Annotated in this window: 16 protein-coding genes, 2 tRNA genes and 1 other RNA gene; 11 read left to right on the forward strand and 8 right to left on the reverse strand. The window is 63.3% G+C overall.

All coding sequences use genetic code 11. The annotated features are described in order from the left end of the window. Positions 1 to 74: 74 nt before the first annotated feature. The 5 genes from F4X08_10635 to F4X08_10655 all read left to right on the forward strand — a co-directional run bounded on the left by F4X08_10635 (position 75) and on the right by F4X08_10655 (position 3,535). Positions 75 to 147 (forward strand) — tRNA-Lys (locus F4X08_10635). A 5-nt stretch (positions 148 to 152) separates the two neighbouring features. Then, a tRNA-Lys gene (locus F4X08_10640) sits at positions 153 to 225 on the forward strand. An 82-nt stretch (positions 226 to 307) separates the two neighbouring features. Continuing rightward, positions 308 to 672, forward strand: a transfer-messenger RNA (tmRNA) gene (gene ssrA / locus F4X08_10645). Positions 673 to 1,449: 777 nt separating this feature from the next. Further along, entirely contained in the window at positions 1,450 to 2,367 is a 918-nt protein-coding gene (locus tag F4X08_10650) for a dienelactone hydrolase family protein (protein ID MYD26257.1), read from the forward strand. A 16-nt stretch (positions 2,368 to 2,383) separates the two neighbouring features. After that, complete coding sequence (locus F4X08_10655) at positions 2,384 to 3,535, forward strand: aminotransferase class V-fold PLP-dependent enzyme (GenBank protein ID MYD26258.1); 1,152 nt, start codon at positions 2,384 to 2,386, stop codon at positions 3,533 to 3,535. A gap of 83 nt (positions 3,536 to 3,618) precedes the next feature. On the opposite strand, the gene F4X08_10660 is transcribed toward F4X08_10655, so the two are convergent. Next, complete coding sequence (locus tag F4X08_10660) at positions 3,619 to 4,089, reverse strand: MarR family transcriptional regulator (protein ID MYD26259.1); 471 nt, start codon at positions 4,087 to 4,089, stop codon at positions 3,619 to 3,621. A gap of 380 nt (positions 4,090 to 4,469) precedes the next feature. On the opposite strand from F4X08_10660, the gene F4X08_10665 reads away from it, so the two are divergent. The 3 genes from F4X08_10665 to F4X08_10675 are packed head-to-tail and all read left to right on the forward strand — an operon-like array spanning position 4,470 to position 11,654. Beyond that, entirely contained in the window at positions 4,470 to 7,157 is a 2,688-nt protein-coding gene (locus F4X08_10665) for a hypothetical protein (protein ID MYD26260.1), read from the forward strand. Continuing rightward, on the forward strand, positions 7,144 to 10,605 hold the full coding sequence (locus F4X08_10670; GenBank protein ID MYD26261.1) for an AAA family ATPase: 3,462 nt from the start codon (positions 7,144 to 7,146) through the stop codon (positions 10,603 to 10,605). Before F4X08_10665 ends, F4X08_10670 begins: the two co-directional genes overlap by 14 nt. After that, positions 10,569 to 11,654, forward strand: a complete 1,086-nt coding sequence (locus tag F4X08_10675; GenBank protein MYD26262.1) for a hypothetical protein — start codon at positions 10,569 to 10,571, stop codon at positions 11,652 to 11,654. The genes F4X08_10670 and F4X08_10675 overlap by 37 nt, the downstream gene beginning before the upstream one ends. Positions 11,655 to 11,665: 11 nt before the next feature. Here the strand turns inward: F4X08_10675 and F4X08_10680 are convergent, their stop codons facing one another. The 7 genes from F4X08_10680 to lpdA all read right to left on the reverse strand — a co-directional run bounded on the left by F4X08_10680 (position 11,666) and on the right by lpdA (position 20,056). Further along, complete coding sequence (locus tag F4X08_10680; protein ID MYD26263.1) at positions 11,666 to 12,412, reverse strand: hypothetical protein; 747 nt, start codon at positions 12,410 to 12,412, stop codon at positions 11,666 to 11,668. Positions 12,413 to 12,475: 63 nt separating this feature from the next. Next, complete coding sequence (locus tag F4X08_10685) at positions 12,476 to 12,655, reverse strand: hypothetical protein (GenBank protein ID MYD26264.1); 180 nt, start codon at positions 12,653 to 12,655, stop codon at positions 12,476 to 12,478. 139 nt (positions 12,656 to 12,794) lie between these two features. Beyond that, complete coding sequence (locus F4X08_10690; protein MYD26265.1) at positions 12,795 to 13,661, reverse strand: phytanoyl-CoA dioxygenase family protein; 867 nt, start codon at positions 13,659 to 13,661, stop codon at positions 12,795 to 12,797. A 12-nt stretch (positions 13,662 to 13,673) separates the two neighbouring features. Further along, on the reverse strand, positions 13,674 to 14,105 hold the full coding sequence (locus F4X08_10695) for a hypothetical protein (GenBank protein MYD26266.1): 432 nt from the start codon (positions 14,103 to 14,105) through the stop codon (positions 13,674 to 13,676). A 268-nt stretch (positions 14,106 to 14,373) separates the two neighbouring features. Next, positions 14,374 to 16,077, reverse strand: coding sequence for a hypothetical protein (locus tag F4X08_10700; protein ID MYD26267.1), 1,704 nt, complete (start codon positions 16,075 to 16,077; stop codon positions 14,374 to 14,376). A gap of 159 nt (positions 16,078 to 16,236) precedes the next feature. Continuing rightward, positions 16,237 to 18,651, reverse strand: a complete 2,415-nt coding sequence (locus F4X08_10705) for a DUF255 domain-containing protein (GenBank protein ID MYD26268.1) — start codon at positions 18,649 to 18,651, stop codon at positions 16,237 to 16,239. A 10-nt stretch (positions 18,652 to 18,661) separates the two neighbouring features. Further along, positions 18,662 to 20,056 carry a dihydrolipoyl dehydrogenase gene (lpdA, locus tag F4X08_10710; GenBank protein ID MYD26269.1) on the reverse strand — a complete coding sequence of 465 codons (1,395 nt, stop codon included), beginning with the start codon at positions 20,054 to 20,056 and terminating at the stop codon, positions 18,662 to 18,664. A 63-nt stretch (positions 20,057 to 20,119) separates the two neighbouring features. On the opposite strand from lpdA, the gene F4X08_10715 reads away from it, so the two are divergent. Genes F4X08_10715 through F4X08_10725 form a run of 3 tightly spaced genes read left to right on the forward strand, consistent with a single transcriptional unit; the run spans position 20,120 to position 23,406 of the window. Next, positions 20,120 to 21,418 carry a M20 family metallopeptidase gene (locus F4X08_10715; protein MYD26270.1) on the forward strand — a complete coding sequence of 433 codons (1,299 nt, stop codon included), beginning with the start codon at positions 20,120 to 20,122 and terminating at the stop codon, positions 21,416 to 21,418. 6 nt (positions 21,419 to 21,424) lie between these two features. After that, complete coding sequence (locus tag F4X08_10720; protein MYD26271.1) at positions 21,425 to 22,471, forward strand: hypothetical protein; 1,047 nt, start codon at positions 21,425 to 21,427, stop codon at positions 22,469 to 22,471. 47 nt (positions 22,472 to 22,518) lie between these two features. Next, a complete protein-coding gene (locus F4X08_10725) occupies positions 22,519 to 23,406 on the forward strand; it encodes a TauD/TfdA family dioxygenase (GenBank protein ID MYD26272.1) in 888 nt (295 codons plus the stop codon). Positions 23,407 to 23,437: the final 31 nt, after the last annotated feature.

Raw genomic sequence — 23,437 nt, forward strand, 5'->3', positions numbered from 1 at the left:
TTTAGAGATTGCGCAGGATTACCGCAATTTGGTTGACCTTCGGGGCGAAACCGCTTATCTTGCTTCGCCTGCGAGGGCGCGTAGCTCAGTTGGCAGAGCAACAGACTTTTAATCTGTGGGTCGAAGGTTCGATTCCTTCCGCGCTCATGGATGCACCGCTAGCTCAATTGGCAGAGCAACTGACTCTTAATCAGTGGGTTCGGGGTTCGATTCCCTGGCGGTGCACTGCCCTCTCCCGGTCGCACCGGTGCCTTCAAACACGGGTGGATTTGACAGGGAAGGGCAAATGTCCTACCTTCTTTGACATGGGGGTGAAAGGATTCGACGGGAGTGGATGCGGTGGGAATCGCGTGCCGAGGTCCCCGATAACCTCGTTAAACCATTGGGAACAAAATTAACTGCAGACGAACCTTCGTATGCAATGGCTGCCTAAGGTAACTTAGCGCAACCCGTTTTTGATCAGCCCCGCCTGCGGGATGGTTAAAAGCGACGATAAAGCAGGCTGGCCGGGCGTCGCGCCTCAGGGCGCCAGGCGAGACTCAACTGAGGCTGGTTCCGGTTAAATCCTGCCTGCTGGAGTTCTCCGGAACGAGACCAAAAAACAGGCTACGCATGTAGACGTTCCCGCTTAGGCACTTCCGGACGGGGGTTCGATTCCCCCCACCTCCATCATTCCATCCTGTTCTGTATCCGGTACACGTAGATAACCTTCAACACGGGCGAGTCGGGTGTTTATATCTCGGACCTCAGCCCGTATTGCGGCCAGCTCGGTCCTGATCTCGTTTCGAAACTCGCTGTTGGCCTGATTGACGAAAGTCAGGATGGTTATTACGGGTATGCCGACGGCGGTTATGACCTGTGCGCCGAAGGCCCAGTTGTCGCGGAACATTTCGCACATCGTTTGACTCCTTCCATATTCGGTACGTTACCTTCGAGCTTGTGCAGGTCCCGCAACGACAACTCTTCGGCGATCCGTTCCTCGGACCATACTTCGACTTTCTTCCGTCGGACCAGGGGCAACTTGTCCAGTAGGTCCGTCAGCGTACTCATCTTCCTCTCCTCCTCTCAGCCTTCAATCTATTCGGATGTAGATCGAATCGGTGATACTTCTAATCCTGTTAGTCAGCGTTACGTTCCGTAATCTCGTGATTTCTTTTTAACCTGACAGGGTCGATCACCGAATGTTCTGCTAGTTCTTGGATCATGTCTGGACTTTAGATTGAAGCCAGGGTACTTTGAGGCCTAATTCATACCTGCTCTTCCGAAGACATGACGATCTGCCATTTCGAAATGCAAGTTGTCGTACACACTTGCCTGAACTGCTCAGTTGCATTCAACCGTGCTTATCCCGGTTATAGACCAACGTCCGGCGTAAGCAAGCACGACCACTGACATCAGTCCGGCCTGCATGATCGAATCAGCACCCACTACCCCAAGGAGCGACATCCCATGTCACCAGAAGAAAAGCCACCAGAATCAAAGCCATCCGAAGAGAAGATCGATCCGCGTGTTTTCGAGCTTTATGACGAATACTGTCACGGCTACATCGACCGGCGCACGTTTCTGAGCCGTGCCGCGGCGATCACGATAGGCGGCGTCTCCGCGCTCTCGATGGCGCAGGCGCTCCTGCCGCGCTACGCCGAGGCCCAGACGATCTCCTTCACCGACCGGCGCATCAAGGGGACGTACGTCGAGTACCCATCGCCCGGCGGCAACTCCGGGACCATGCGGGGATACCTCGTGCAACCCACGGGCGACGGGCCCTTTCCCGCCGTCATCATCTTCCACGAGAACCGGGGGTTGAACCCTTACATCGAGGACGTGGCGCGGCGGGCGGCTGTGGCCGGCTTCCTCGCGCTGGCCCCGGACGGCCTGGCGCCGATCGGCGGCTACCCGGGAAACGATGACGACGGCCGTACCATGCAGCGGAGCCTCGACCGGGAGAAGCTGGACCAGGACATGATCAACAGCGCGCGGTTTCTGAAGGACCATGCCCTTTCAAACGGCCGTCTCGGCGCCACGGGTTTCTGCTGGGGCGGGGGGATGACCAATCGCCTCGCGGTGGCCCTCGGCAGCGACCTGGACGCCGGCGTTCCGTACTACGGCGCCACGGCCGCGAGCGAGGACGTGCCGAAGATCGAGGCGGCCCTCATGATCGTCTACGCGGGGACCGACCGGCGCATCAACGCCATGTGGCCGGAGTACGAGGAGGCGCTCAAAGCGAACGGCGTTACGTATGAAATGCACATGTTCGAGGGTACGCTCCACGGTTTCCACAACAACTCGACGCCTCGGTACAACGAGGCGGCGGCGGCGCAGGCGTGGAACCTTACCGTGGGCTTCTTCCGTAGACACCTCGCGAATTAGGGAGAAGAGGAAGCCCATGAGAGGAAAGCCCATGGATATTGAAAAGATTCGAGACCAGATGCCGGGGTTGCGGTTCGGTACCTACCTGAACACCGGTGGAATCGGCCAGGCGCCGGTCTGTGTAAACAAGGCGATGGTCGAGGGCTATCAGCAGATGCTCAGCGGCAGTGTGGGTCCTGCCGACCTGTATACGAAGGTGGAGCAGGCGGCATCGGAAATGCCGGCCAGGATTGCCGAATTCTTCGGCTCCGATGCCGGGGAAATCGCATTGACCATGAGCACCGGCGAGGGGTACGGCATGGTACTCGGCGGGTTAAGCTGGCAGCCGGGCGACGAGGTGATCATCACCAATGAAGAACACCCGGTACCCTTGCAGGCCGCCGAGGGCCTGGCGGACCGGGTAGGGGCCGTCATCAGGGTGGTCGAGGTCGACCAGGACAAGGACGTTTTCCTGAAACGACTGGAAGACATCATCACCCCGCGGACCCGGCTGTTCTGCTTCAGCCATGTCACGACGGATACCGGGACCCGTTTGCCCGCCCGGAAGGTCTGTGCGCTGGCGCGGTCGCGCGGCGTACTGACCCTCTGGGACGGCTGCCAGGCCGTCGGACAGTTCCCGGTGGACCTGCATGACATGGGCTGCGATTTCTACGCCACCAACTGCTACAAGTGGATGCTCTCGCCGATGGGTACCGGGTTTCTCTATGTTCAAAAAGACGCACAGCAAGTACTGAAGCCCCTGCGGCGGCCGCACACGCCGGATGGCACGGCCCGCCAGTACGAGACCGGCACGCCGTCGAGCATGCTCTACCAGGGTCTCCGAGCCAGCCTCGATTTCATGGACGGCATCGGGGGACCCCAGGCCATCGCGGAGGAGGCCGGCCGCAAAGCGGAATCGCTGCGCACGCGCTTCGACGCCATTCCCGGCGTGCGGGTCATCAGTTCGCGCCGCGCCGAAACCCAATCCGGAATCGTCGCCTTCGCCATCGAGGGCATGGAAGGGACCGAAGTTTCCGAGGCGCTCCGGAACCGCTGGCAGATCACCCAACGCGCCACCTACATCAACGAACCGACCGGCGTGCGGATCTCGGTGGCGTTCTACACCAGCGATGGTGAGTTGGACACGCTGGTCGAAGCGGTCACGACCCTGGCGGGGGAGGTGGATTAGCGGTTGGCACGGTAGGGCAGGAACCGGTTTTTCGAGTCAGCAATCCAGTTTTCCCGCTACGTTATTGTACCCCGCTACATGATTTAGCCCGAACTGGAACCGCTCCGGTCCCGCGACGTCGCTTCATCACGGCAGAATACCTCCAGTGACACGACGACGGATTCCAATTGCTCTTCGTCCCACAACTCGGCCATGCTGGTCGCGCGTTGCGTGACGAGTTCCAGGTACCGGTCTGCAATCAGCCTGCCCATGGCCGTGATTTCGCAGATTACGACTCTTCGGTCATCCGGATCCGATTTTCTGTTCAGGTACTTCCGGTCGACCAGTTTTTTGACAACGTTCGTGGCGTGCGACTGCGTGCTGCCCAGATGATCGGCAATCGTGCTCATGCGCAGCGGCCCATTCTGATTCAACACCTGAAGCGTGTTGACGTGATGGACGTTCAGATCCAGTATCCGCAGCCTGACCCAGTTCCCCCCGGACATCAGGCGATTCAGCTGGTCCACCACGGACACGAACCGGTCCGTTAGATTCCCTCTCCGGTGTTTATCCATAATCACGCTCGCACTTCGACAATCGTATGCGCCTTCTACCTGGTTTCTGTATACTGTATAGAACCCGGCTTTGAATAAGACCCGGCTTCTATGCACACTGCGGTGCAAAACGAACTGCAACACGTGTGCATGGCTTTCTATTTACTTATGTCGGTGACACTTAGGCTATGTCAAGCAATATCTTGAAAAAACGAATAATACGGGTTAAAATACATAACAATTAGATTTATTTTATTATTAACAGGGTGTTGCTCAATCAGAAACTGCTTTCCTCAAATCACGCACATCGTCACATTTTTTTATCTGAGCCCCGGACACGGGCTGAAACCGTCCGTTCTTCCGCCTGAACCGCCCTACGAATTCACCCGGAATTTGACGACATGACCCTATTGACCGCGACCATCCGCCTTGCACGCGAACTCCGTCGCGATCATGATCAGTTCCAGGAGGCGGCGGGTAGGCCTTCCTGGCCTACCGCACAGATCTTGCCGCTGTCCGCATGGCTTGCGGAAACCTGGAAGAACGGGCTGTTCTCCGATCACCCGGCGACAGCGGACCTGGCGGCGCTCCGCCTGCTCGGGCCGGCCGAAGAACGGTTGATCTGGGAAGACGTCATTCGATCCATGGCCGAAGGCTCTCTGCTGGACGTTCCCTCGACGGCGGAAGCCGCTGCCCTGTCCTGGGAACGCCTGTGTAGCTGGGCGATACCGCATGACGCCGAGGCATGGAATGAATCCGAAGACGCCAGGACTTTTCTGGGCTGGGTCCGGGCGTTCCAGGCACGTTGCCAACGTAACGGCTGGATTTCGAGCGCCGAACTGCCGGCGTCGGTAACGGAACTCATAGACCGAGGCGCGGCACCGTTTCCCGACGAGATTGAATTCGCGGGATTCCTCGAGTTTTCGCCGGTGCAGGAACGCCTGATTGACGCCCTCAGAAAACGCGGCATAAAGGTCCGGGAGCGCACTCGGATCGATGAAGCCGGCGACGCCTTGCGCGTGGGCTTTGCCGACGCTGGCCGGGAAATCCACGCCGCTGCCGAATGGGCGCGCCGTTGCCTGGAAAGCGATCCGGACGCGCGCGATCCGGCGTTTCGGATTGGCATCGTTGTGCCCGACCTGAAACAGCAAAAAGACGAGATCGAACGGGTATTCGGCGAAGTGATGCACCCCCGCAACCGGCTGCGGCCGGACCTCGATTCTTTGCGGTGCTTCAACATTTCCCTCGGAAGGCCGCTCGATGAATATCCCGTCATCCAGTCAGCGTTCCTGTTTCTGGGAATCGACCCCGGAGACCTCTCCGTCGAACGCGCGGGCCACGTGCTGAGATCCCCCTTTCTGCCCGGGGCCGCGGAAGAGATGACCGGCCGGGCCTTGCTGGACGCGGACCTGCGCGCCGGCGGCGCACCGGACGTGTCCCTGTCGGATGTGATCGGGCTGGCCCGGCAACGAAAGGGCACGGACCGGTGTCCCGGACTCATGACGCTCCTCGCGACCTGGTCGGAGAAGTACGGGACGCTTCAGGATTCGCGGCTGCCCAGCGACTGGGCGCCGGTCCTTTCCGCCTTCCTTCGCGACATCGGATGGCCCGGTGACCGCACGCTCGACAGTATCGAATACCAGACCCTTGAAGTCTGGCGCGAGTTGCTCTCCAATCTGGCCAATCTGGACGACGTGTTCGGACGCATTTCGCTCCACCAGGCCGTAGACGTGCTGCGGAACCTGGCTTCGGCCAGGCAGTTTCAGCCGGAATCAGCGCCGGCCCCCGTCCAGATCCTGGGCGTTTTCGAAAGCTCCGGCCTCCGTTTCGACCGGCTCTGGTTGATGGGCCTTCATGACGGCGCCTGGCCGGCCGACCCCGTGCCCGACCCGTTCATTCCGGTACGCCTTCAGCGCCGCTACGGCCTCCCCGGTTCATCGCCGAACCGGGTACTCGAGTTCACCCGCATGCTCACCGGACGCCTGCTCTCGTCCGCGCCTTCCGTCGTCGTCAGCTACCCCGAACGGGAAGAGGATGCGGACCTGGCCTTCAGTCCGCTCGTCCGCATGCTGCCCGAAACCTCGGCCGCCGGCCTGGGGATCCCGCCGCTGCCCGGCGGTGGGGAAGGGTTCTGCGGCGACGAGGAAGGGATCTCCGGCGATTCCGCGCTGGAGGTGCTGGACGACCACTACGGACCGGCGTGCGGTGACGGGACGCTCAGGGGCGGGACCTTCCTGTTCAAGCTCCAGGCGGCCTGCCCGTTCAAGGCCTTTGCCGAACTGCGGCTCGGCGCCAGGGCGCTGGAGGAACCAGAACCCGGCCTGAACGCGCTCGACCGGGGAAGGCTCCTGCACCGCGTGCTCGAACGGGTCTGGGGACGGCTGAAGTCACACGGGCACCTGCTCTCGGCGACGGAAGAGGGGCTGGCGGACCTGGTACGCGGTCACGTCGAACCCGAGGTCCGAAGGATCCTGGGCGGCCGGCTTGCGCGCAATCCCCGTCTTGCGGAAATCGAGCAGGTCAGGCTGGTGCGCATGATCGGTGAATGGATGAAGCTGGAACAGCAGCGGAAGCCATTCACGGTAGTCGACCAGGAGGAGATTCGGCCGGTCGAAGTCGGCGGCATTGAGGTGAAAATCCAGGTGGATCGGGTGGACCGCCTGGAGGACGGTAAGCTGGTCATCCTGGACTACAAGTCCGGGGAATGCGGTCCCGCCGACTGGGCGGGTGCGAGACCGGACGAACCCCAGTTGCCTATTTACGCCGTTACTGCGGAAGCCGACGTGGCGGGCGTCCTGTTCGCAAGGCTGCGGACGGGCGACCTGGGGTTCAGGGGGTTGGCCGAATCTCCGGATATCGCACCGGGGGTCCGGGTACCGGAAAAGCAGCCGCCGATTGCCCAGACCATTAGCGACTGGAGGACGGTGCTGGATGTACTAGGCCGCGGCTTCCGGGAGGGCCGGGCACACGTGGATCCCAAGGACCCCGCAAAGACGTGCAGGTACTGCGAACTGCCGTCCCTGTGCCGGATAAGCCAGGGGACGGTGGAACTATACGAACCGGAGGAAGCGGAAAATGACCGTGGTTGAACCGGCAGCGGACCAGCAGCAACGTCTCGAAGCGCTCGATACGGCCCGGTCGTTCATCGTCCAGGCGCCCGCGGGGTCCGGCAAGACCGAATTGCTGATCCAGCGGTTCCTGGCCTTGCTGGCCCGGGTGGACCGGCCGGAGGCGGTCGTGGCCATTACCTTTACCCGCAAGGCGGCCGCGGAGATGCGCCATCGCATCGTCGCGGCCCTGGGAAGCGCCGCCGGACCACGGCCCACGACGCCGCACGAAGCCCACACCTGGAAGCTCGCGCGGGAAGCCGTTGCCCGAAACGACCGGCTGGACTGGCGGCTGGCCGAGCATCCGGCGCGGATGCGCATCCAGACGATCGATTCGCTCTGCGCCATGCTGGTGCGCAGGATGCCCTGGGTCTCCCGCATGGGCGCGGCGCTCCGGCCGGTGGATGACGCGGGACACCTGTACGCGCGCGCGGCCCGCCGTACGGTGTCCATACTGGATGACGTAGGGGCGCCGTCGGAAGTCGCCGGAGCGGTGGCCGTACTGCTTGCCCACCTGGATAACCATTTCGGAAGAGTCGAGCAGCTGCTGAGCGTCATGCTCGGCACCAGGGACCAGTGGATGCGCCACGTAGCCCATCGTGGGCACCACAGTGTACTGCGTGAAGCACCGGCGCCTCGCGGGCCCGACTCAGAGGGCGAAGCCGGTGCTGCCGGCGATGACCCGGCGCTTCCCCACCCCGATGCGCTGCGTGCCCACCTGGAGTCCTCTCTCGGGGAAGTCATCGAAAGCGCCCTGGAAGATGTCCGTGAAGGATTCCCGCCACACTTCAGGGACGAAACCGCCGCGCTCGCCCGATTCGCGGCATCGAACCTGCGTGCGGGGAACCGGGCGAGTGCGATCAACGCGTGTCAAGAGATGACCGGGTTTCCGGGTTCGGATGCCGATTCGCTCCCCTCCTGGATCGGTATCGCGGAGATGCTCTTGACCGGCCAGGGAACCCGTCGCCGGTCCCTGAACGTCAACCAGGGATTCCCGGCGACCGATGTCGGCCGTGACGCCAAAGAACGGCTTGCCCGCATCGACCTGGACCCGGAAACCACCGAATCGCTGCACGAATTGCGCACACTGCCCCCTCCGCGTTTCGATGAAAGGCAGTGGGACGTCCTGAACGCGCTGATGCTCCTGCTTCCCGTGGCGGTGGAGCAGCTCAGGCTCGTCTTTCGGGAGGAAGGATGCGTCGACTTCACGGAGATCGGCATCGGCGCGCGGGCCGCCCTGGGTCCGGACGAGGCGCCCACCGACCTGGCCCGGAGCCTGGACGATCGCATCATGCACCTGCTCATCGACGAGTTCCAGGACACCTCCCAGAGTCAGTGCGGCCTGCTCACCCGCCTGATCAGGGACTGGCGCCCGAATGATGGCCGGACGCTGTTCCTGGTGGGCGACCCCATGCAGTCGATCTACGGTTTTCGCGAAGCGGAGGTGGGGCTTTTCCTTCAGGCCCGGAAAAACGGGGTAGGCGCCGTCAACCCGGTCCCTCTCGCGCTTTCGGTGAACTTCCGCTCGCATCCACCCGTCGTGAATTGGGTCAACCGCGTGTTGCGCGACGCATTCCCCCTGAGCGAGGACTTCCTTTCGGGTGCGGTGACCTATGAGCCCTCCGAGGCATTCAAGGCCGACGAGCCCGACAGTTGCGTCCGCTTCCATCCCTTCCTCGCACGCGACCAGGAGGCCGAAGCCGAACGCGTCATTGAGATTATCGCCGACGCGCAGGCGCGCCGACCGGACGAGACCATCGCCGTGCTGGTCCACGCCCGCAGTCATCTGGCCGGTATCGTTTCCGCCCTGAGAAGGAACGGGGTGAGATTCCGCGCCTTGGAGATCGACGCCCTGGGGGACCGTCCCGTGGTGCGGGACCTGCTCGCGCTCACGCGGGCGCTCCTGCATCCCGGCGACCGGGTGGCCTGGCTGGCCATCCTGCGCGCGCCTTGGTGCGGCCTCACGTTGACGGACCTCGAGGCCCTTGCCGGAGTCAACGCCCCGTCCACGGTATGGGATCTTCTTCAGGATCCTGCGCGGCGGGAGCGGCTGTCACCGGACGCCCGATCCAGGATTGACCGCATGATGCCCGTACTCGCCGATGCCTTCGCTCTCCGCGCCAGGCTGCCCATCCGCCGGCTGGTGGAAGGCGTCTGGTCCGCGCTGGGCGGACCGGCCTGCCTGGAGACCCGGACCGAACGCGAAGACGCCACCGCTTTTCTCGATCTCCTGGAACGGGTTCAGGACGGCCTGGGAATCCCGGACGAGAAGGCCTTCGCCGATGACGTCGCGCGCCTTTTCGCGCCTTCCGACATCGAAGCCGCCGGGGACGTGCAGCTGCTGACCATTCACCGGGCCAAGGGGCTGGAGTTCGATACGGTCATCCTGCCCGGCCTGGGCCGCCTTCCCCGATCGGAGGACCCGAGGTTGCTTATGTGGCACGAATACGCACGCGGCAGGCAGTCCCGCCTTCTACTGGCGCCTATTCGCGCTACCGGCGGCGAAAAGGACCCACTCTACGCCTACCTGGCCCGCATTGAAACGCAAAAACGCGAGAACGAAAGGACCCGGCTGCTCTACGTGGCCGCCACCCGGGCCCGGAAATGCCTGCATCTGCTCGGACACGCCGTACCCGATCCGGAGAACGAATCCCTGAAGATACCGAGTTCGCGGACGCTGCTGGCAAGAATCTGGCACGCGGTGGAACCGGATTTCATGGAAGCGCTGAAGGACTACGAAGGAAAAGATCCGGAAAGTGACACGGCCGCGGCGAAAACCCTGGGAGTGCCGCTCCGACGCCTGGTAGCGGGCTGGACGCCCGGGCCGCTGCCCGAAGACATCGACTTCAAACCGCTCTACGATCCGTCGGATCCCGAAGGCGAAGAGCCGGGACATCCCACCTTCGAATGGGTAACCGAACTTCAGCGCCGGGTAGGCGTCGTCGTGCACCAGATGCTGCAGCGTATGTACGCGCCGGATCTCCTGGACTTCAGCGAGGACAGGCTTCGCACGGCGCTCCGGCAGCAAGGGCTGGCGGGCGAAAAGCTGGACGAGGCGGTTTCCCGGGCGCTTTCCGCCCTGGGGAACATTGTTGCCGACGAAAGGGGACGCTGGATTCTGTCCCGGCACGCCCACGACGAAAGAGAACTCGCCCTTACCACGGTCCTCAACGGTCGGCCCCGACAGTACGTCGTGGACCGGACCTTCGTCTTCGAAGGGACGCGCTGGATCATCGACTACAAGACCAGCGCCCATACCGGCGGAGATCTCGAGGGCTTTCTGGATAACGAACAGCAGCGGTACCGAAGCCAGTTGGAGGGCTATGCGGGCGTCATGCAGTCGCTGGAATCCGGGCCGGTCAACCTGGGCCTGTATTTCCCGATGCTGCAGGGATGGCGGTCCTGGACGTACCGGGAGAACCGGCATTGAAACCCGGTAAAGACACCATGCCTGATCACAATTTCCCGCTGATCGAAGTCGAGGGCAGCGGCTACGAGATGGGCTATCAGCACGGCGCGCAGGCAGCTGGTCTCGTCCAGCGGTACCTGCGGTGGATCGAGCGGTTGACCGGGATGTCCCGGGATGCGCTGTGCCGGAACGCCATGAGTTTCTGGCCGCTGATGGAGCGCCTGAGTCCGGCCTTCTCGGAAGAGGTTCGGGGCTTGGCGGCAGGTGCGGGCATCAGCCTGGAAGAAGCGGTCCTGTGCCAGGCCCGCGCCGAGGCCGCGCAGCAATCGGTCGGGGCCTGCACCGCCTTCGCGCTGACGCGGTCGGCCACGGCCGATGGGAACACGCTGGCGGGACAGAACCAGGACCTCGAGCCGGAATACGCCGACGTCGCGCTGTTGTTACGGGTAAGACCCGGCGACGGTCGGCCCCGGGCGTTGATGTTCACCTTTGCCGGCCAGCTGGGTTATTCCGGAATGAACGAGCACGGCGTGGCCCATTTCGCCAATGCCCTCTATGGATGTACCTGGAGGATGGGACTGCCCCATTACCCGATCAAGCGCCTGGTCCTGGAGCAGCGGACGGTCGAAGACTGCGTGGCACTTCTTTCCCGGCACCGCACCTGTTCGGCCGCCAACCTGGTGCTGTGCGACGGACAGGGACACATCGATACCGTGGAAATACGGCCCGAGGGCATTGCCCGGTACCGGGACGCCCATCCGGACGCCTGCCTGCACACCAATCACTACCTGACCCCCGCGTTCGCCGGTCATGAAACCGGATTCCTGCCGGATTCGTGTCCCCGACTGGACCGCATCCGGCAACTGGTCCAGGCGCGTTGGGGGACGATCACCGTCGAAACGATCAAAGAAATCCTGGCCGATCACGAAAACGATCCCGGCGGGATCTGCCGGCACGGTGCGGTCGGGATGCACTCGATTTCAGGGTACATCGCCGAACCCGAAAAACGGCTGCTTCACGTGAGACGCGGTCACGGTTGTCTGGGTACGTGGCAGGCGTACGAAGTGTGAGGAACCTGCAATCACGCATCGGCGCTGCCGGGTGCGTGATATGACCGGTACGCTCCGTCCTTCAACACCGAAACGCAACGGCTCGCGTCCAAAGCCGCGGCAAGCCGCACATCCTCCGCGAATCCCCTGCCGATCAACTCTTTGCCGGAACCCGATCCACAAAGGACCGTTTCCAGATCGTCCCTGAACGCCTCGAAAACCCGGGCGGCGGTTTCGGCTTCCGGCGAACGGGTGCCTTCCAGCGCGTGGATGACGGCCCCTGCGCCGATCAGGTCCTCGATCGCGGGCCTGAGGGTCTGCTGTTGCTTCCAGCGTTCCCCCGCGGCAATGATACTGATGCCGGTTTCGTATTGCCGCAGAACGCCGGCAAGGGCTGTTGCGTTCCGTAGGCAGCCGGCGAATGTGGGGATATCGCCGGTCGACAAGGATAAGGTAGACCCGTTGGGAGAGGGCAGGACAAGCGCAGTGCCGGCTTGCATGTCCACCAGGGAGGAGGGGGAAAGCGAATAGCCGCCCCCTTCGTATTCCCGGGTGGCATTGGCCAACTGGGCATTCAGGGACCTGGCGTAGGCCACCGCCGAATGGTCCTTGCTACGGAACGGGTAGACCAGCGCGCCGTTTCCCGCGGCAATGTCCACACTGGTGGTAAAGGACAGGACGTCGACAATGACCACGGCCCGGCTGACGGGCAGCAGTTCCTGAAGCCCCTCCATGCCCCACTCGCACCGGATATCGAACGAACCCTGGTCATAGTACATCGAAAGCTCGCGGTCAGCCTGGCCGGCATGGTCAGCCTGGCCGGCATGGTCAGCCTGGGTGGCCTATGCGCTCGACTGTTCTTCGCGCGGGATGTTGCGTAGATACCGGTTCAACTTGTGGGTCTCGTAACGAAAGTCGTCGATGTGCCTGGCGATCGTCGACAACAGGATGACCACCTCGTGCAGCTCGCCACGCAGTTCATTCAGTACTTCGCAGGTCTCTTGTGCTTCCGTGTTTCGCATGAATACTCTCCCGATTCGGTGCGGACTGGTCTTAAGGAACGGGTGCGTGCATGAACAGCAGCCGGTGCGGAAGCCGGGATGCCATCATTAAACAGGATGTATAGTTACTATATAGTTTATTATTATTTCAAACGGAAGTTTAATTCACTTTTTTTGTTTCAACATGGGAAGATGATCCTGGTCCGGCCTGAACCTGCTGACCCGCGGGCTCCAGCGTGAAGGTCTTCCTGCCATCCAGACCGCACGCCACCGGATAGGTTTTCTCCCTGGGGCCGCCCTTGCCGGGGACGTAGCGGACATGGGGTGGGAAGTAGGCGTATAGCGCCGTATTGCGGGGGTGGGGGGACCGGTTGGGACCGGATCCGTGTACCATCAGGCTGTGGAAAAAGAGCGCGCTGCCGGCCTTCAGCGGCACCTCGACCTGATGGGCATCCTGCAGGTCGCGCTCATGCGCGGGCTCCGCATCCTGTGCCTGCGCGATAAGACCCCAGTCTTTCAACCCCCAGGTGTGGCTGCGCGGGATGACTTTGAAGCAGCCGTTCTCGGTCGTGGCGTCGTTCAGGGCGATGCTGACGGTCACGAGCGCGGGCGGTTCGATGGGCCAATAAGCCGAATCTTGGTGCGGCGCATGGGCGGAGCCGTGAAAGGCCGGCTTGAGCATCAGGGTGCTGCGGAAGAGCAGCAGGTCGGGACCGAGCAATCCACCCACCACCCGGAGCAGCCTGGGATGGACGGAGAGGTCGCGAAAGAACGTCGAGATCTCCCGTGTGTTTTCGATTTTCCTCAGTACGGGCAGGCCGTCCGGCCGGTTCGCACCCTTCGCGTAAGGCTCGCGCTGGAATTGCGAGGATGCCGGATCGCCGGCGGACTCGAGTTCCGCCGATACCCGGTGCAGGCGTTCGATTTCCTCGTGGCACGCGGCCAATTCGTCTTCAGACAGCACGCCTTCAACGACCAGATATCCCTCTTCCTCGAAAAAGGCCTTCTGTTCAGCCAGGCTCATCATCGCTGAGTCCTCCTAGGGTCTGGACCGTCCGAATATCCAGTAAGCCAGCGCGGAAAGGCCGACGAGATCGCATACGAAAACGGGCAGACGGTATACCGCCACTTCGTCGTAACGCATTACGGCGCCGCTGGCTCCCATGGCGGCGACGAGGAACGAGAAGGCCACGAGCCGCTTTGCCCACAGGTTCCCGGCCAGCGGGGCGGCCACGATGCCGAGCAGCGCGGCATGGAATATAACGAACCCCGCGTACCCGTTTCGCGTGGCCAGGGCGATCTCCCATTCGTACCGGTAGTGCCAGACCATCAGCACATGGGCGAAGACGATCAGCGCGACCGGCGTCATGTGTATTGGCCGGTGCCGGCCTGCGGCCACCAGGACCATGTTCGCGGTCAACCCGGCGTAGCCCGTAATCGCCGCGAGAAAGGTAATCGTTTCGATAGGCATCGTTCGGGCAGGGTCCTGTTTTTCCGGGAACGTGTATACGTAGGCCACGACCGATTTAATGCATCTTTTTCGGCGTTCCGGAGTCTAACAAAGTAGTACAGGCGGACATCGAACATGTGATTGCATCACGGCCACGATCGATGGCCCGCCAATGATCAAGGATTCGATATGACTCCGGCGCCCCGCGGGAGCATATCCAATCATCTAAGCGACGGCATTCCTTGCCGCTTCCCATGCGGCCGCCCAAATGCCGTCGCTTTCTTTCTAGCTAAATCCTGCGCATGGCCCACGACCTTGCGCCCGGAAGCGTCAGGCCCTCCTGGTCCGCCCACATGGTCAGCACGTTCCAGCCTTCCTGCGCGCGACCGCTGTGGGCGTCCAGGGGCCGGCTGTTGCTGCGACCACGCACCTGCCGGATGTACTTCCTGTTGTTGAGCAGTTCGATGGTCAACACGTTTCTGGTCGCTCCGGATCCCAGGTAATCGACCTTCATGGACCAGATGGACCGGGTCCCATTCGCGCAGGAGGTCAGATACGAAGCCACGCAGTGCTTCATGTGCTTGCCCTCGTAGGCCAGGTCCCGGCTGTTGCGGATCTCCTCGATACGCCAGGTCCGGATCTCCCCCGCCCTTTCGTCCTCGTCCACCCACGTGTACCCATCTACCCCGCAGGATGCCCACTGGCGGGGTTTCCTGGGCTGAGATCGATTCAACCCGCGGTGCCAGGCGTCCACCCGCCGCAGCATGGATTCGGGCGTTCGGCCCTTCATGGTGAAATCCGGTTCGGGCGGATCGATGAGACGAACGCTTCCGTCCGGGTCCCTCCGCTCCTGGGCGACCGTCCGCCGGTGATGGACGTAGTCGACGATCGGTCCCACGTGCGCCACGTCGAGCATGGGATGGTTCACGAAGAAGTGCAGTACGGTCTCCCAGAACGGTCCCTCCTCGAACCTCTCACCGAGCATCGAATCGCAGACCGCCTCCGCCAGCAGGTCGTCGCCGCCCATCCCGATCACCTGGGCCCAGCGAAGGGCCGCGTCCACCGTGTATCCGGTCGGTGCGGACACGATGAAAGCATGGGCCATGCGCTTGGTGAATCGTAGCGGGATGGCGGCCTTGCGAATGTTCTGGCCGGTACCGACATGAACGAACCAATCCTGCCGGGTATTCGCCTCGGAATCCATACCCGCGAAGAATGCCGTATCCATGCACGCGGGCACGTCGTATTCGGCCAGGAGATGTCGTGCCAGCGCGCCGAACTGCCGCCGGCCGTTGTGGCTGTCCGGTTTCCACGACTCGACCTTTCGGATCCAGCGGTCGTGCCAGGCGGCCAGCGACGCCAGCCCGTCCACGTAATTGTTGGCCGGCTGCGGCCCGTATTGAGGCACCACCGGCTTGAGATGAAACAGTCTGCCCTGTCTTTCGACGTGCAGGAGGAGCGTCAGGAAAGCGGATCGGGCCTTCGGATCGAGCGGCGCGTTCTGAAAGAGATGGCGCACCCGGAGCAGTACGGGACTGGTGAGTTCCCGGTCGTCGACCTCACCGGCGGCGATCCGCTTCAGCAGGTCTTTCCGGCGCCTGCGGTGCTGGCTGGCGGACGACCGGTCGGCCTTCTCCCGGCTGCGCGCCTGCTGCCCCAACTGGATCTCCTGCCGGCGTTGCGCCTTGCTTTTCTGCAGGCCGTCCCCGGCACCGTGCGCCCGGCACCATGCCTGGTACTCCGCGACGGTACCCAGACCCAGGGCGGTGATATGCGCCTCGAGTTCCGCGTCGATCCGGTGCTGTTTCGTGGTCTTTTGCGACGAGGCCAGTTCCCGACGGCGCTGCGGCAGGGTCTTGTTGAGGCGGATGTTGAAACCGTTCTCCCGGCACCAGGTCCTGTAGGCTTCCACCGTATCCAGGTGAAGCGAACGGAGATGCCGGCGCATCGGTGCGCTCAGTCGCGGGTCGGCCTCGAGATGGGTCTCAGGCATGGCGAATCCTGTGTAAGTCCGGTATTCCCGTTACTGTACACCATTGCGGATGTATTCGGCAACTGCTTTCACGACCCGTTCGGGGCTGGCGGCGGGTTTCAGGCCATCCGCCGGAGGGCCGCGGACCTCTCGGCGCGCGGCGGTCCTCCCGGAGGCCTTTCACGGATCGAGCGGGGCGGACAGGGCCTTCTCCTCAGGCGCCAGGCAGACGGCGTCGTTACAGGCCTGGTAGTACAGAGTCGCGTAAAGTCGCCCGTCTTCGGCGAGCGATCCGCCTTCCGCCAGCAGTCTGGAGTCCACTTCGATTCGAGCGGTCAGCCGGATTTCCCCCTGGTACACTTCCACCGGAACATCGGAGAAGCCGAACCGCAGCGTATCCGCCGGTGGATAGGAGACCGCGGCGGTCCGGATGGGCAGATCCGCATTGAACGTCAGGGCCGTGGGAACCAGGCCCTGTACATCGGTCCTGTCGCCGATAATGTGCCAGCCGTCCTCGATACGGATCGATACGGTCGCGTCAAACTCCCCGTCGCGCGGGCCCGGCACGGCGTTCAGGTAGGCCTCGACCTTCGCGTTGCCGCCGAATCCGGTCTCGGCGCCGTCGACCACAGCATTTGGTCCGCCGACTTCGCGGGCGCCGCCGACCGCAGCATTGGGTCCGCCGGCCCCGTCTCCCGTGCGCACCCCATCCCATTCACCGTGCAAATAAGCCTGCAACGCAAGAATCATGGAGGTGAACCGACCGGGGACCTCCTTCATGGACGCGGCATAGGCACTGAAGAGACGCGAGGCCCGCGTACGGTACCGCGTATCGCCGGTGTGGCGCGCCAGTGAGAGCAGCACCCGGGCGGCCACGCCGTTCCCCGATGCCCGGGCCCCGTCGAAGGCGTTTCTCGTGCGCAGGAGCTGGTATTCCTCAGATTCCCCGAAGTAGTACCCGCCGGTATCCGGATCCCAGAAGCGCTCGTTCATCCGGTTCGTGAGCGTTTCGGCCGCGACAAGCCAGCGGGAATCCGCACTGGCCTCGTACAGACTGAGCAACCCTCCGATCAGGCAGGCATAATCCTCCTGGAAAGCGCGTCTGCGAACCGCACCGTCGGAATAGATCCGGTAGAGGCCGAGTTCGTCGTCCCAGAGCCGGTCGAGCATGAAGTCCGCTGCCCGCGCGGCCGTTTCAATGTACCGCCCGTCTCCGGTCACAAGCCCCGCGTAGGCGAAGGCGTCGATCATCTGGCCGTTCCAGGCCGCGATCACCTTGGGGTCCACCACGGGACGCTTGCGCTTCGACCGCGCCGACCGCAGCACTTCGCGCATGGCTTCCAGGCCGGCGAAAGGTCCGGTCGAGTCCGCTTCCTCCCGGACGTACAGGACGCCGGATCCGGCGGGAACGTCCGAGTCGATTTCCACCCCGGGCATCGGCGTCAGTCCATACCTACCCAGAAACACGTCGGCGTCCGCCCCGAGCGTCTCCGTGATCTCCGCCTCGGACCAGAGGTAGTACCGGCCCTCCACGGCGTCGGTCTCGGAATCCACCGACGCGTGGAACGCACCGTCGACGGACTGCATCTCCCTCTGGACAAAGGCGAGCACGTCTTCGGCGGCGGCACGGTACGCTGTGTCGCCGGTCATGACAAAGGCAAGCAGGTAGACCCGGGCGAGATCCGCCTGGTTGTACAGCATCTTCTCGAAATGGGGTATGCGCCAGGCAGAATCCGTGGCATACCGGTGAAATCCACCACCCACGTGGTCGTAGAGGCCGCCCCGCATCATGACGTCCAGGGTGTGGGTGGCCATGGCCAGCAGGGACCTGTCGCCGGTGCGTTCGTATGCGCTCAGCGCCAGTTCGATACGCAACGACGCCGGGAACTTGGGCGCGGGACCGAATCCGCCGTTTACGGCGTCGTAACGCGTCTTCAGGTGAGACCGGGCGACGGCCAGGGTGGCGTCGTCCGGTTCGGCCGTCCCGTCGGACGCGACCTGGTCGCGCTGAAACGAACGGATCGCTTCGGCCACCCGGCCCGCCTGTTCGACCAGGTCGTCCCTGCGGTTTTCCCAGGCGTCTCTCAACAGGTTCAGCACGCGGGGGAAACCGGGCCGGCCGGGCAGGTCTTCCGGCGGGAAATACGTACCGGCGAAAAACGGTTCGAGATCCGGCGTGAGGAACACCGAATTGGGCCAGCCGCCGCCGCCCGTGATGAGCTGGGTGGCCGTCATGTAGATCTCGTCTATATCCGGCCGTTCTTCCCGGTCTACCTTGATGTTTACGAAATGGGCGTTCATGACCGCGGCGATGTCGAGGTCGGAGAACACCTCGCGCTCCATGAAGTGGCACCAGTAGCAGGTCGCGTAGCCGACGGAAAGGAAGATGGGTTTCCCCTCCCCGCGGGCGCGTTCGATCGCCTCCGCGTCCCAGGGATGCCAATCCACCGGATTCCGGGCGTGGGCGCGCAGATAGAGGCTGGTTTCTCCAGACAGCCTGTTTGAGGGAGGCCCCGGTCCGGCATCGCAACCCAGGACCGCAGTCCCGGCGATGAGGACGAAGGCGGCGAGGAAAAAGCGGGCCGAGCAAGGCATGCGGGCAGCCCTAGATGTGGATCGCCGCGCCTTCCAACCCGGCGGCGGCTTCCATGACCAGTTCCGACAGCGTGGGGTGGGCGTGAATGGTCTTGTGGAGTTCCCGGGTGGTCGATTCAAGCGTGCGCGCGGTGCAGATCTCCCCGATCAGTTCGGTGGCGTCCGCCCCGATGATGTGCGCGCCGAGGATCTCGCCGTATTTCGCGTCCGCGATCAGCTTGACCATGCCGTCCGTCTGGCCGGCTGCCACGGCCTTGCCGCTGGAGCGATAGGGCATTCTGAAAACCTGGATTTCCCGTTCCGCGGCGGCCTGCGCCTCGGTCAGGCCGACGCTGGCGACCTGGGGCTGGCAATAGGTGCACGCGGGGATGTTCTCGCGATCGATAGGCGCCGATGGATGGCCCGCGAGCCGCTCCACCAGGTTAATCCCTTCCGCGGACGCCTTGTGGGCGAGGAGGGGCGGGCCCGTGACGTCGCCGATGGCGTACACGCCGGACACCGTCGTCCGGCACTCATCATCCACCTTGATGAAGCCCCGGTCGGTCTCGACGCCGAGTGCTTCCAGCCCGATATCCTCGATATTCGCGTCGCGGCCGATGGCCAGTAGCGTGACGTCGGCTTTCAGCGTCTCTTCTTTCCCGTCGACGGTTACGGTCACCGAGGTGCCGTCCGAACCCGATTCGGCCGATTCGACGCGCGCGCCGGTCTTGATCCCGATACCCAGTTTCGCGAAGCTCTTTTCCAGCGTTTCGCTGATCTCCTCGTCTTCCACGGGCAGCAGGTGAGGAAGCATCTCGACGATGGTCACCTCGGTGCCGTAGGCCGCGTAATAGTAAGCGAACTCCACGCCGATCGCACCGCCGCCTATGATGGTCATCGACCCGGGCGGCTCTTCGATCAGCATGGCCTCGGTACTGGTGATGATCCGCTTTCCGTCCACCGGGACGGCCGGGATCGCCTTGGAGCGCGAACCCGTCGCCAGGACGATCGAACGGGCGTTCACGGTCTGCGTTTCACCCTTGCCGTTCGTCACGTCGACGGAAGTGGCCGAAGCCAGGCGGCCGTGGCCGCTGACGAGATCCACCTTGTTCTTCTTGAGGAGGAACTTGATGCCGCCGGCCAGTGTGTCGGCGGCCTTGCGGCTGCGCTGCACGGCCTTACCCATGTCGAATCGCAGGTTGTCGCAGGAAATGCCGTAATCTTCGGCGTGGCGCAGGGTCAGTACAAGCTCGGCGTTCTTCAGCAGCGCCTTGGTGGGAATGCACCCCCAGTTAAGGCACACGCCGCCAGGCTTGTCCTTCTCGATCACCACCGATTTCAAGCCCAGTTGGGCCGCCCGAATCGCCGAAACGTACCCCCCGGGGCCGCCGCCGACCACTGCCACGTCGTAGATCTCTGATGCCATGTCTGACTCCGGAAAAATGAATGAATCCCAACTGCCCCTGAAGCGCTGGTATAACTAACGCGCATGGCCCTTTATGTCAAGATAATTCTCTTGTCTGCCAGGGCTTTACGTTGTATCATGAGAAGGAGCGGAGGACCGATGAATACGGGCATCGGAGCGCGTACCGAAACGGCAGGACATATGACCCTGGAAGCCATTGCCACGTCCATCACACACGGGCGAATCACCGAACTGATCGAAGGGCTGGTCGCCATTCCGTCGATCACGGGAAACGAACGGGCACTGGGCGACATGCTCCACGGGTTTTTCGGCGAGATCGGTCTTGCCGGGATCCACCGGATTCCGGTAGAGGATTCGGGCGACACCCTGGCGGTGCGTATTCCCGGCCGCGGCAACGGGAACGGCCGCGCGTTCATGCTCAATTTCCACCAGGACACCTTCGACGCGTGCGATGGCTGGGAAACGGACCCGTGGTCGCCCGTGGTCAAAGACGGATGCATGTACGGACTCGGCGCGCACGACATGAAGGCCGGCGCGACGGCCGTGCTCGCCGCGGTAGAGGCCATCGTCCGGTCCGGGACGGAACTGGCCGGCGACCTGATCGTCTCCGCCACGACCGACGAAGAGAACTGGTCCCGAGGCGCCCACGCCCTGATCGACAGCGGGCTGCTCGAGGGGTGCGAAGGCTGCCTCATACCCGAACCCACGCCGCCGGGACGCCTGCGCATCGGTTCGCGGGGCCGCCACGTGATCAAGATCGATCTGGCGGGCAGGACGGCCCACGCCGCGTACACGGGAGAGGGCGTCAACGCGGTTCATGACGCCGCGAAGATCATCACGGTGCTGGACCGGATCGAACTGGGCTGGAACGAGGAGTTCGACCTCGGTGGTACGATCTGCGTCATTGAAATCAGCGGGGGGAGAAACATCATCCTCGTGCCGGAACACGCGCAGGTCGTTCTCGACAGGCACATACTGCCCGGACAGTCGATCAACGAGGCCGCGGAGGACGTCGAGGCGCTGATCCGGTCCCTGTCGATCGCGTCCGAGTGGCGCGTCACCTGGGATGACCGGCCCACGCCCGCGCCGGCGCCTTACATCGTGGATCCCGGGTCGAAGTTCGTCCAATCCACCCGGAAGCGGGTCGAGGAGCAGCTCGGTCGGCCGGTGCGATACGCCCTGGCAAGGAGCGTGGCCGACACGAACCACTTTGCCGTGACCGGGGGCATCCCGACGCTGGTGTACGGCCCCGAAGGGGGAAACACCTGCCAGGCCAACGAATTCGTCAGTATCGAGTCCACTCTCCGTGTCGCACGGGCCTACTGCGGCATCGTGGTCGACATGCTGGGAGTCGCGCGTTAGCCCATCATGTTTCAACGCCTTCTCATCATCGCCCTCTTCGTTGTGGTCGCGATCCTGCTCGTCCGAACAATCGCGAACTGGTTCAACCGGGGCGGCTGGATCGGACGGGGACAGTCCGAAATAAAGGGCAGTTGGGCGGTGGTCGAACCGCTGGGCAGGCTCGGCAAGGCCGCCGAAAACATCCTGAAATCGTCGTTGAAACTCGAAGGCGAGGATGATCTGCAGAAGGTGGCGGTGCTGTTCGACGTGGCGCACCGGACCGTCCAAAGCCTTCCTCTCGATACCGCCGAGTTGCGTATCCTGGCCGACGGGGCATCCGAGCCGATCCGCGCAGTACTCTACCGGGACGAGGCCTTATACGCGCCCGGGTGGCTGTTGTTCGCCGCGGATCGCGTACAGGACGTCCACCCCGACATGTACGCGTACGAGGTCAAGCGGCTCACCCTCACGGCCTACCGGGAAGTCTTCCCGTCGGACGGGGAAACGGTACTCCCCCCGGAACGGACCCTGGCGCCCGTCGCGTACGGAGCGCCGCCGCCGGTCGGCGATCGGTACCGCCACCTGGGCAGGCTGGGTGCGGAATATACCCGGGACGCGGTATATGTCTCCCTGCTGGAGTGCCCGGCAGAAACGCTGCCCGACGAGGCCATAGCCCCCCTGTTGCAGTTGCTGTTCAAGACGGAGGACGAACCCGTGCGGGATGGCGAGACCCCGGTAGACGAGCTGCTGGCGCGGTACGATGACCGGCTTTACTCCGCGGCCGTCCACGCCATGATCCGGTCGGAGTCGTCTGCACCGGCCGGATCGCCTGCGTCGGACGGACAGCCCGAACCGGCCAGACCGGACGGATCGAACGGGCCACCCAGGCCCGGCGCGTATTCGCCCGCGCTGTTCCGGCTGATCGGCGCGTGGCCGCGGTCATCCGCGGAACCGCTGTTCCGCGCGGCCCTCGAATCGGGTTGGAACGACTGCGCGCGCTTTCTGCCCGAATCGGGATGGGCGCGTGACCTGAAGACCGTGTTTCGAGACAGTCCCTACGGCGCTCCGGCATAGGACGGCGTAATGGAGATGGCGCCTTGAGGAACTTGGAGGTGACCGCCATGCGAATTTCCACGAAACCCCTGCCCGGATTCGGCATGGAGATAACCGGAGTCGATCTGTCGGAACCGCTGGAACCGGAAGTCATGGGGGAGATCCTGCGGGTGTTTCACGTGCATGGCCTGATCGTGATCCCCGGCCAGGAAATGACCTTCGACCGCTACGATGCCTTGACAAAGGAGTTTGGCGCACAGAAGCCCCATTTCCTGGATCACCTGCGTCACGAGAACCATCCGGCCATTCTCAACCTCTCTAACATTTTCGAAGACGGACGTCCGATCGGCGTTTACGAAGGCGCGGCATTCTGGCACACGGACGTGGCCTACCAGGATCCGCCCAACAGTTCCACGGTCGTTTACGGCCGGCAGTGGCCCGATGGGGGCTGTCCGACCTACTTCGCCGACCAGATGACCGCTTACGACGACCTGCCCGTGAAGATGAAAGACACCATCGACAACCTGTCCGTCCTGCATCACTACGGCAACCGGGCGGACATGAACGAGGAGTCCTCGACCTCGGCGGAGAAACTGACGCTGGACCAGAAGGACCGGGTCGAGAACGTCTACCATCCCCTGGTCAAGCGCCACCCGGTCACCGGCCGCAAAGCGCTCTACGGCGTCTGCGGCAGTTCCTTCGGCATCGTCGGCATGCCGGATGACGAGGCTTTCGATCTGCTGGATGAACTGGCCGCCCACGCCATCAAGCCGGAATACGTGACCGAATACGACTTCAGGGTGGGCGACGCCGGTGCGTGGGACACTTTTTCGACCCTGCACAAGGCCACGGTGCTGCAACCGGCCACGGGATCCCGTGACAGCCGCCTGCTCTGGCGCATCAGCGTGACCGGGCTGCCGCCGATGATCGAACGGGAGCGGGCGGCTTCGCCCTGAGCGGCTACCGGTGCCGCGTGAGACAGGAAAG

This window comes from Gemmatimonadota bacterium, from assembly GCA_009841265.1.
In the GTDB taxonomy this organism is placed as follows: domain Bacteria; phylum JAAXHH01; class JAAXHH01; order JAAXHH01; family JAAXHH01; genus JAAXHH01.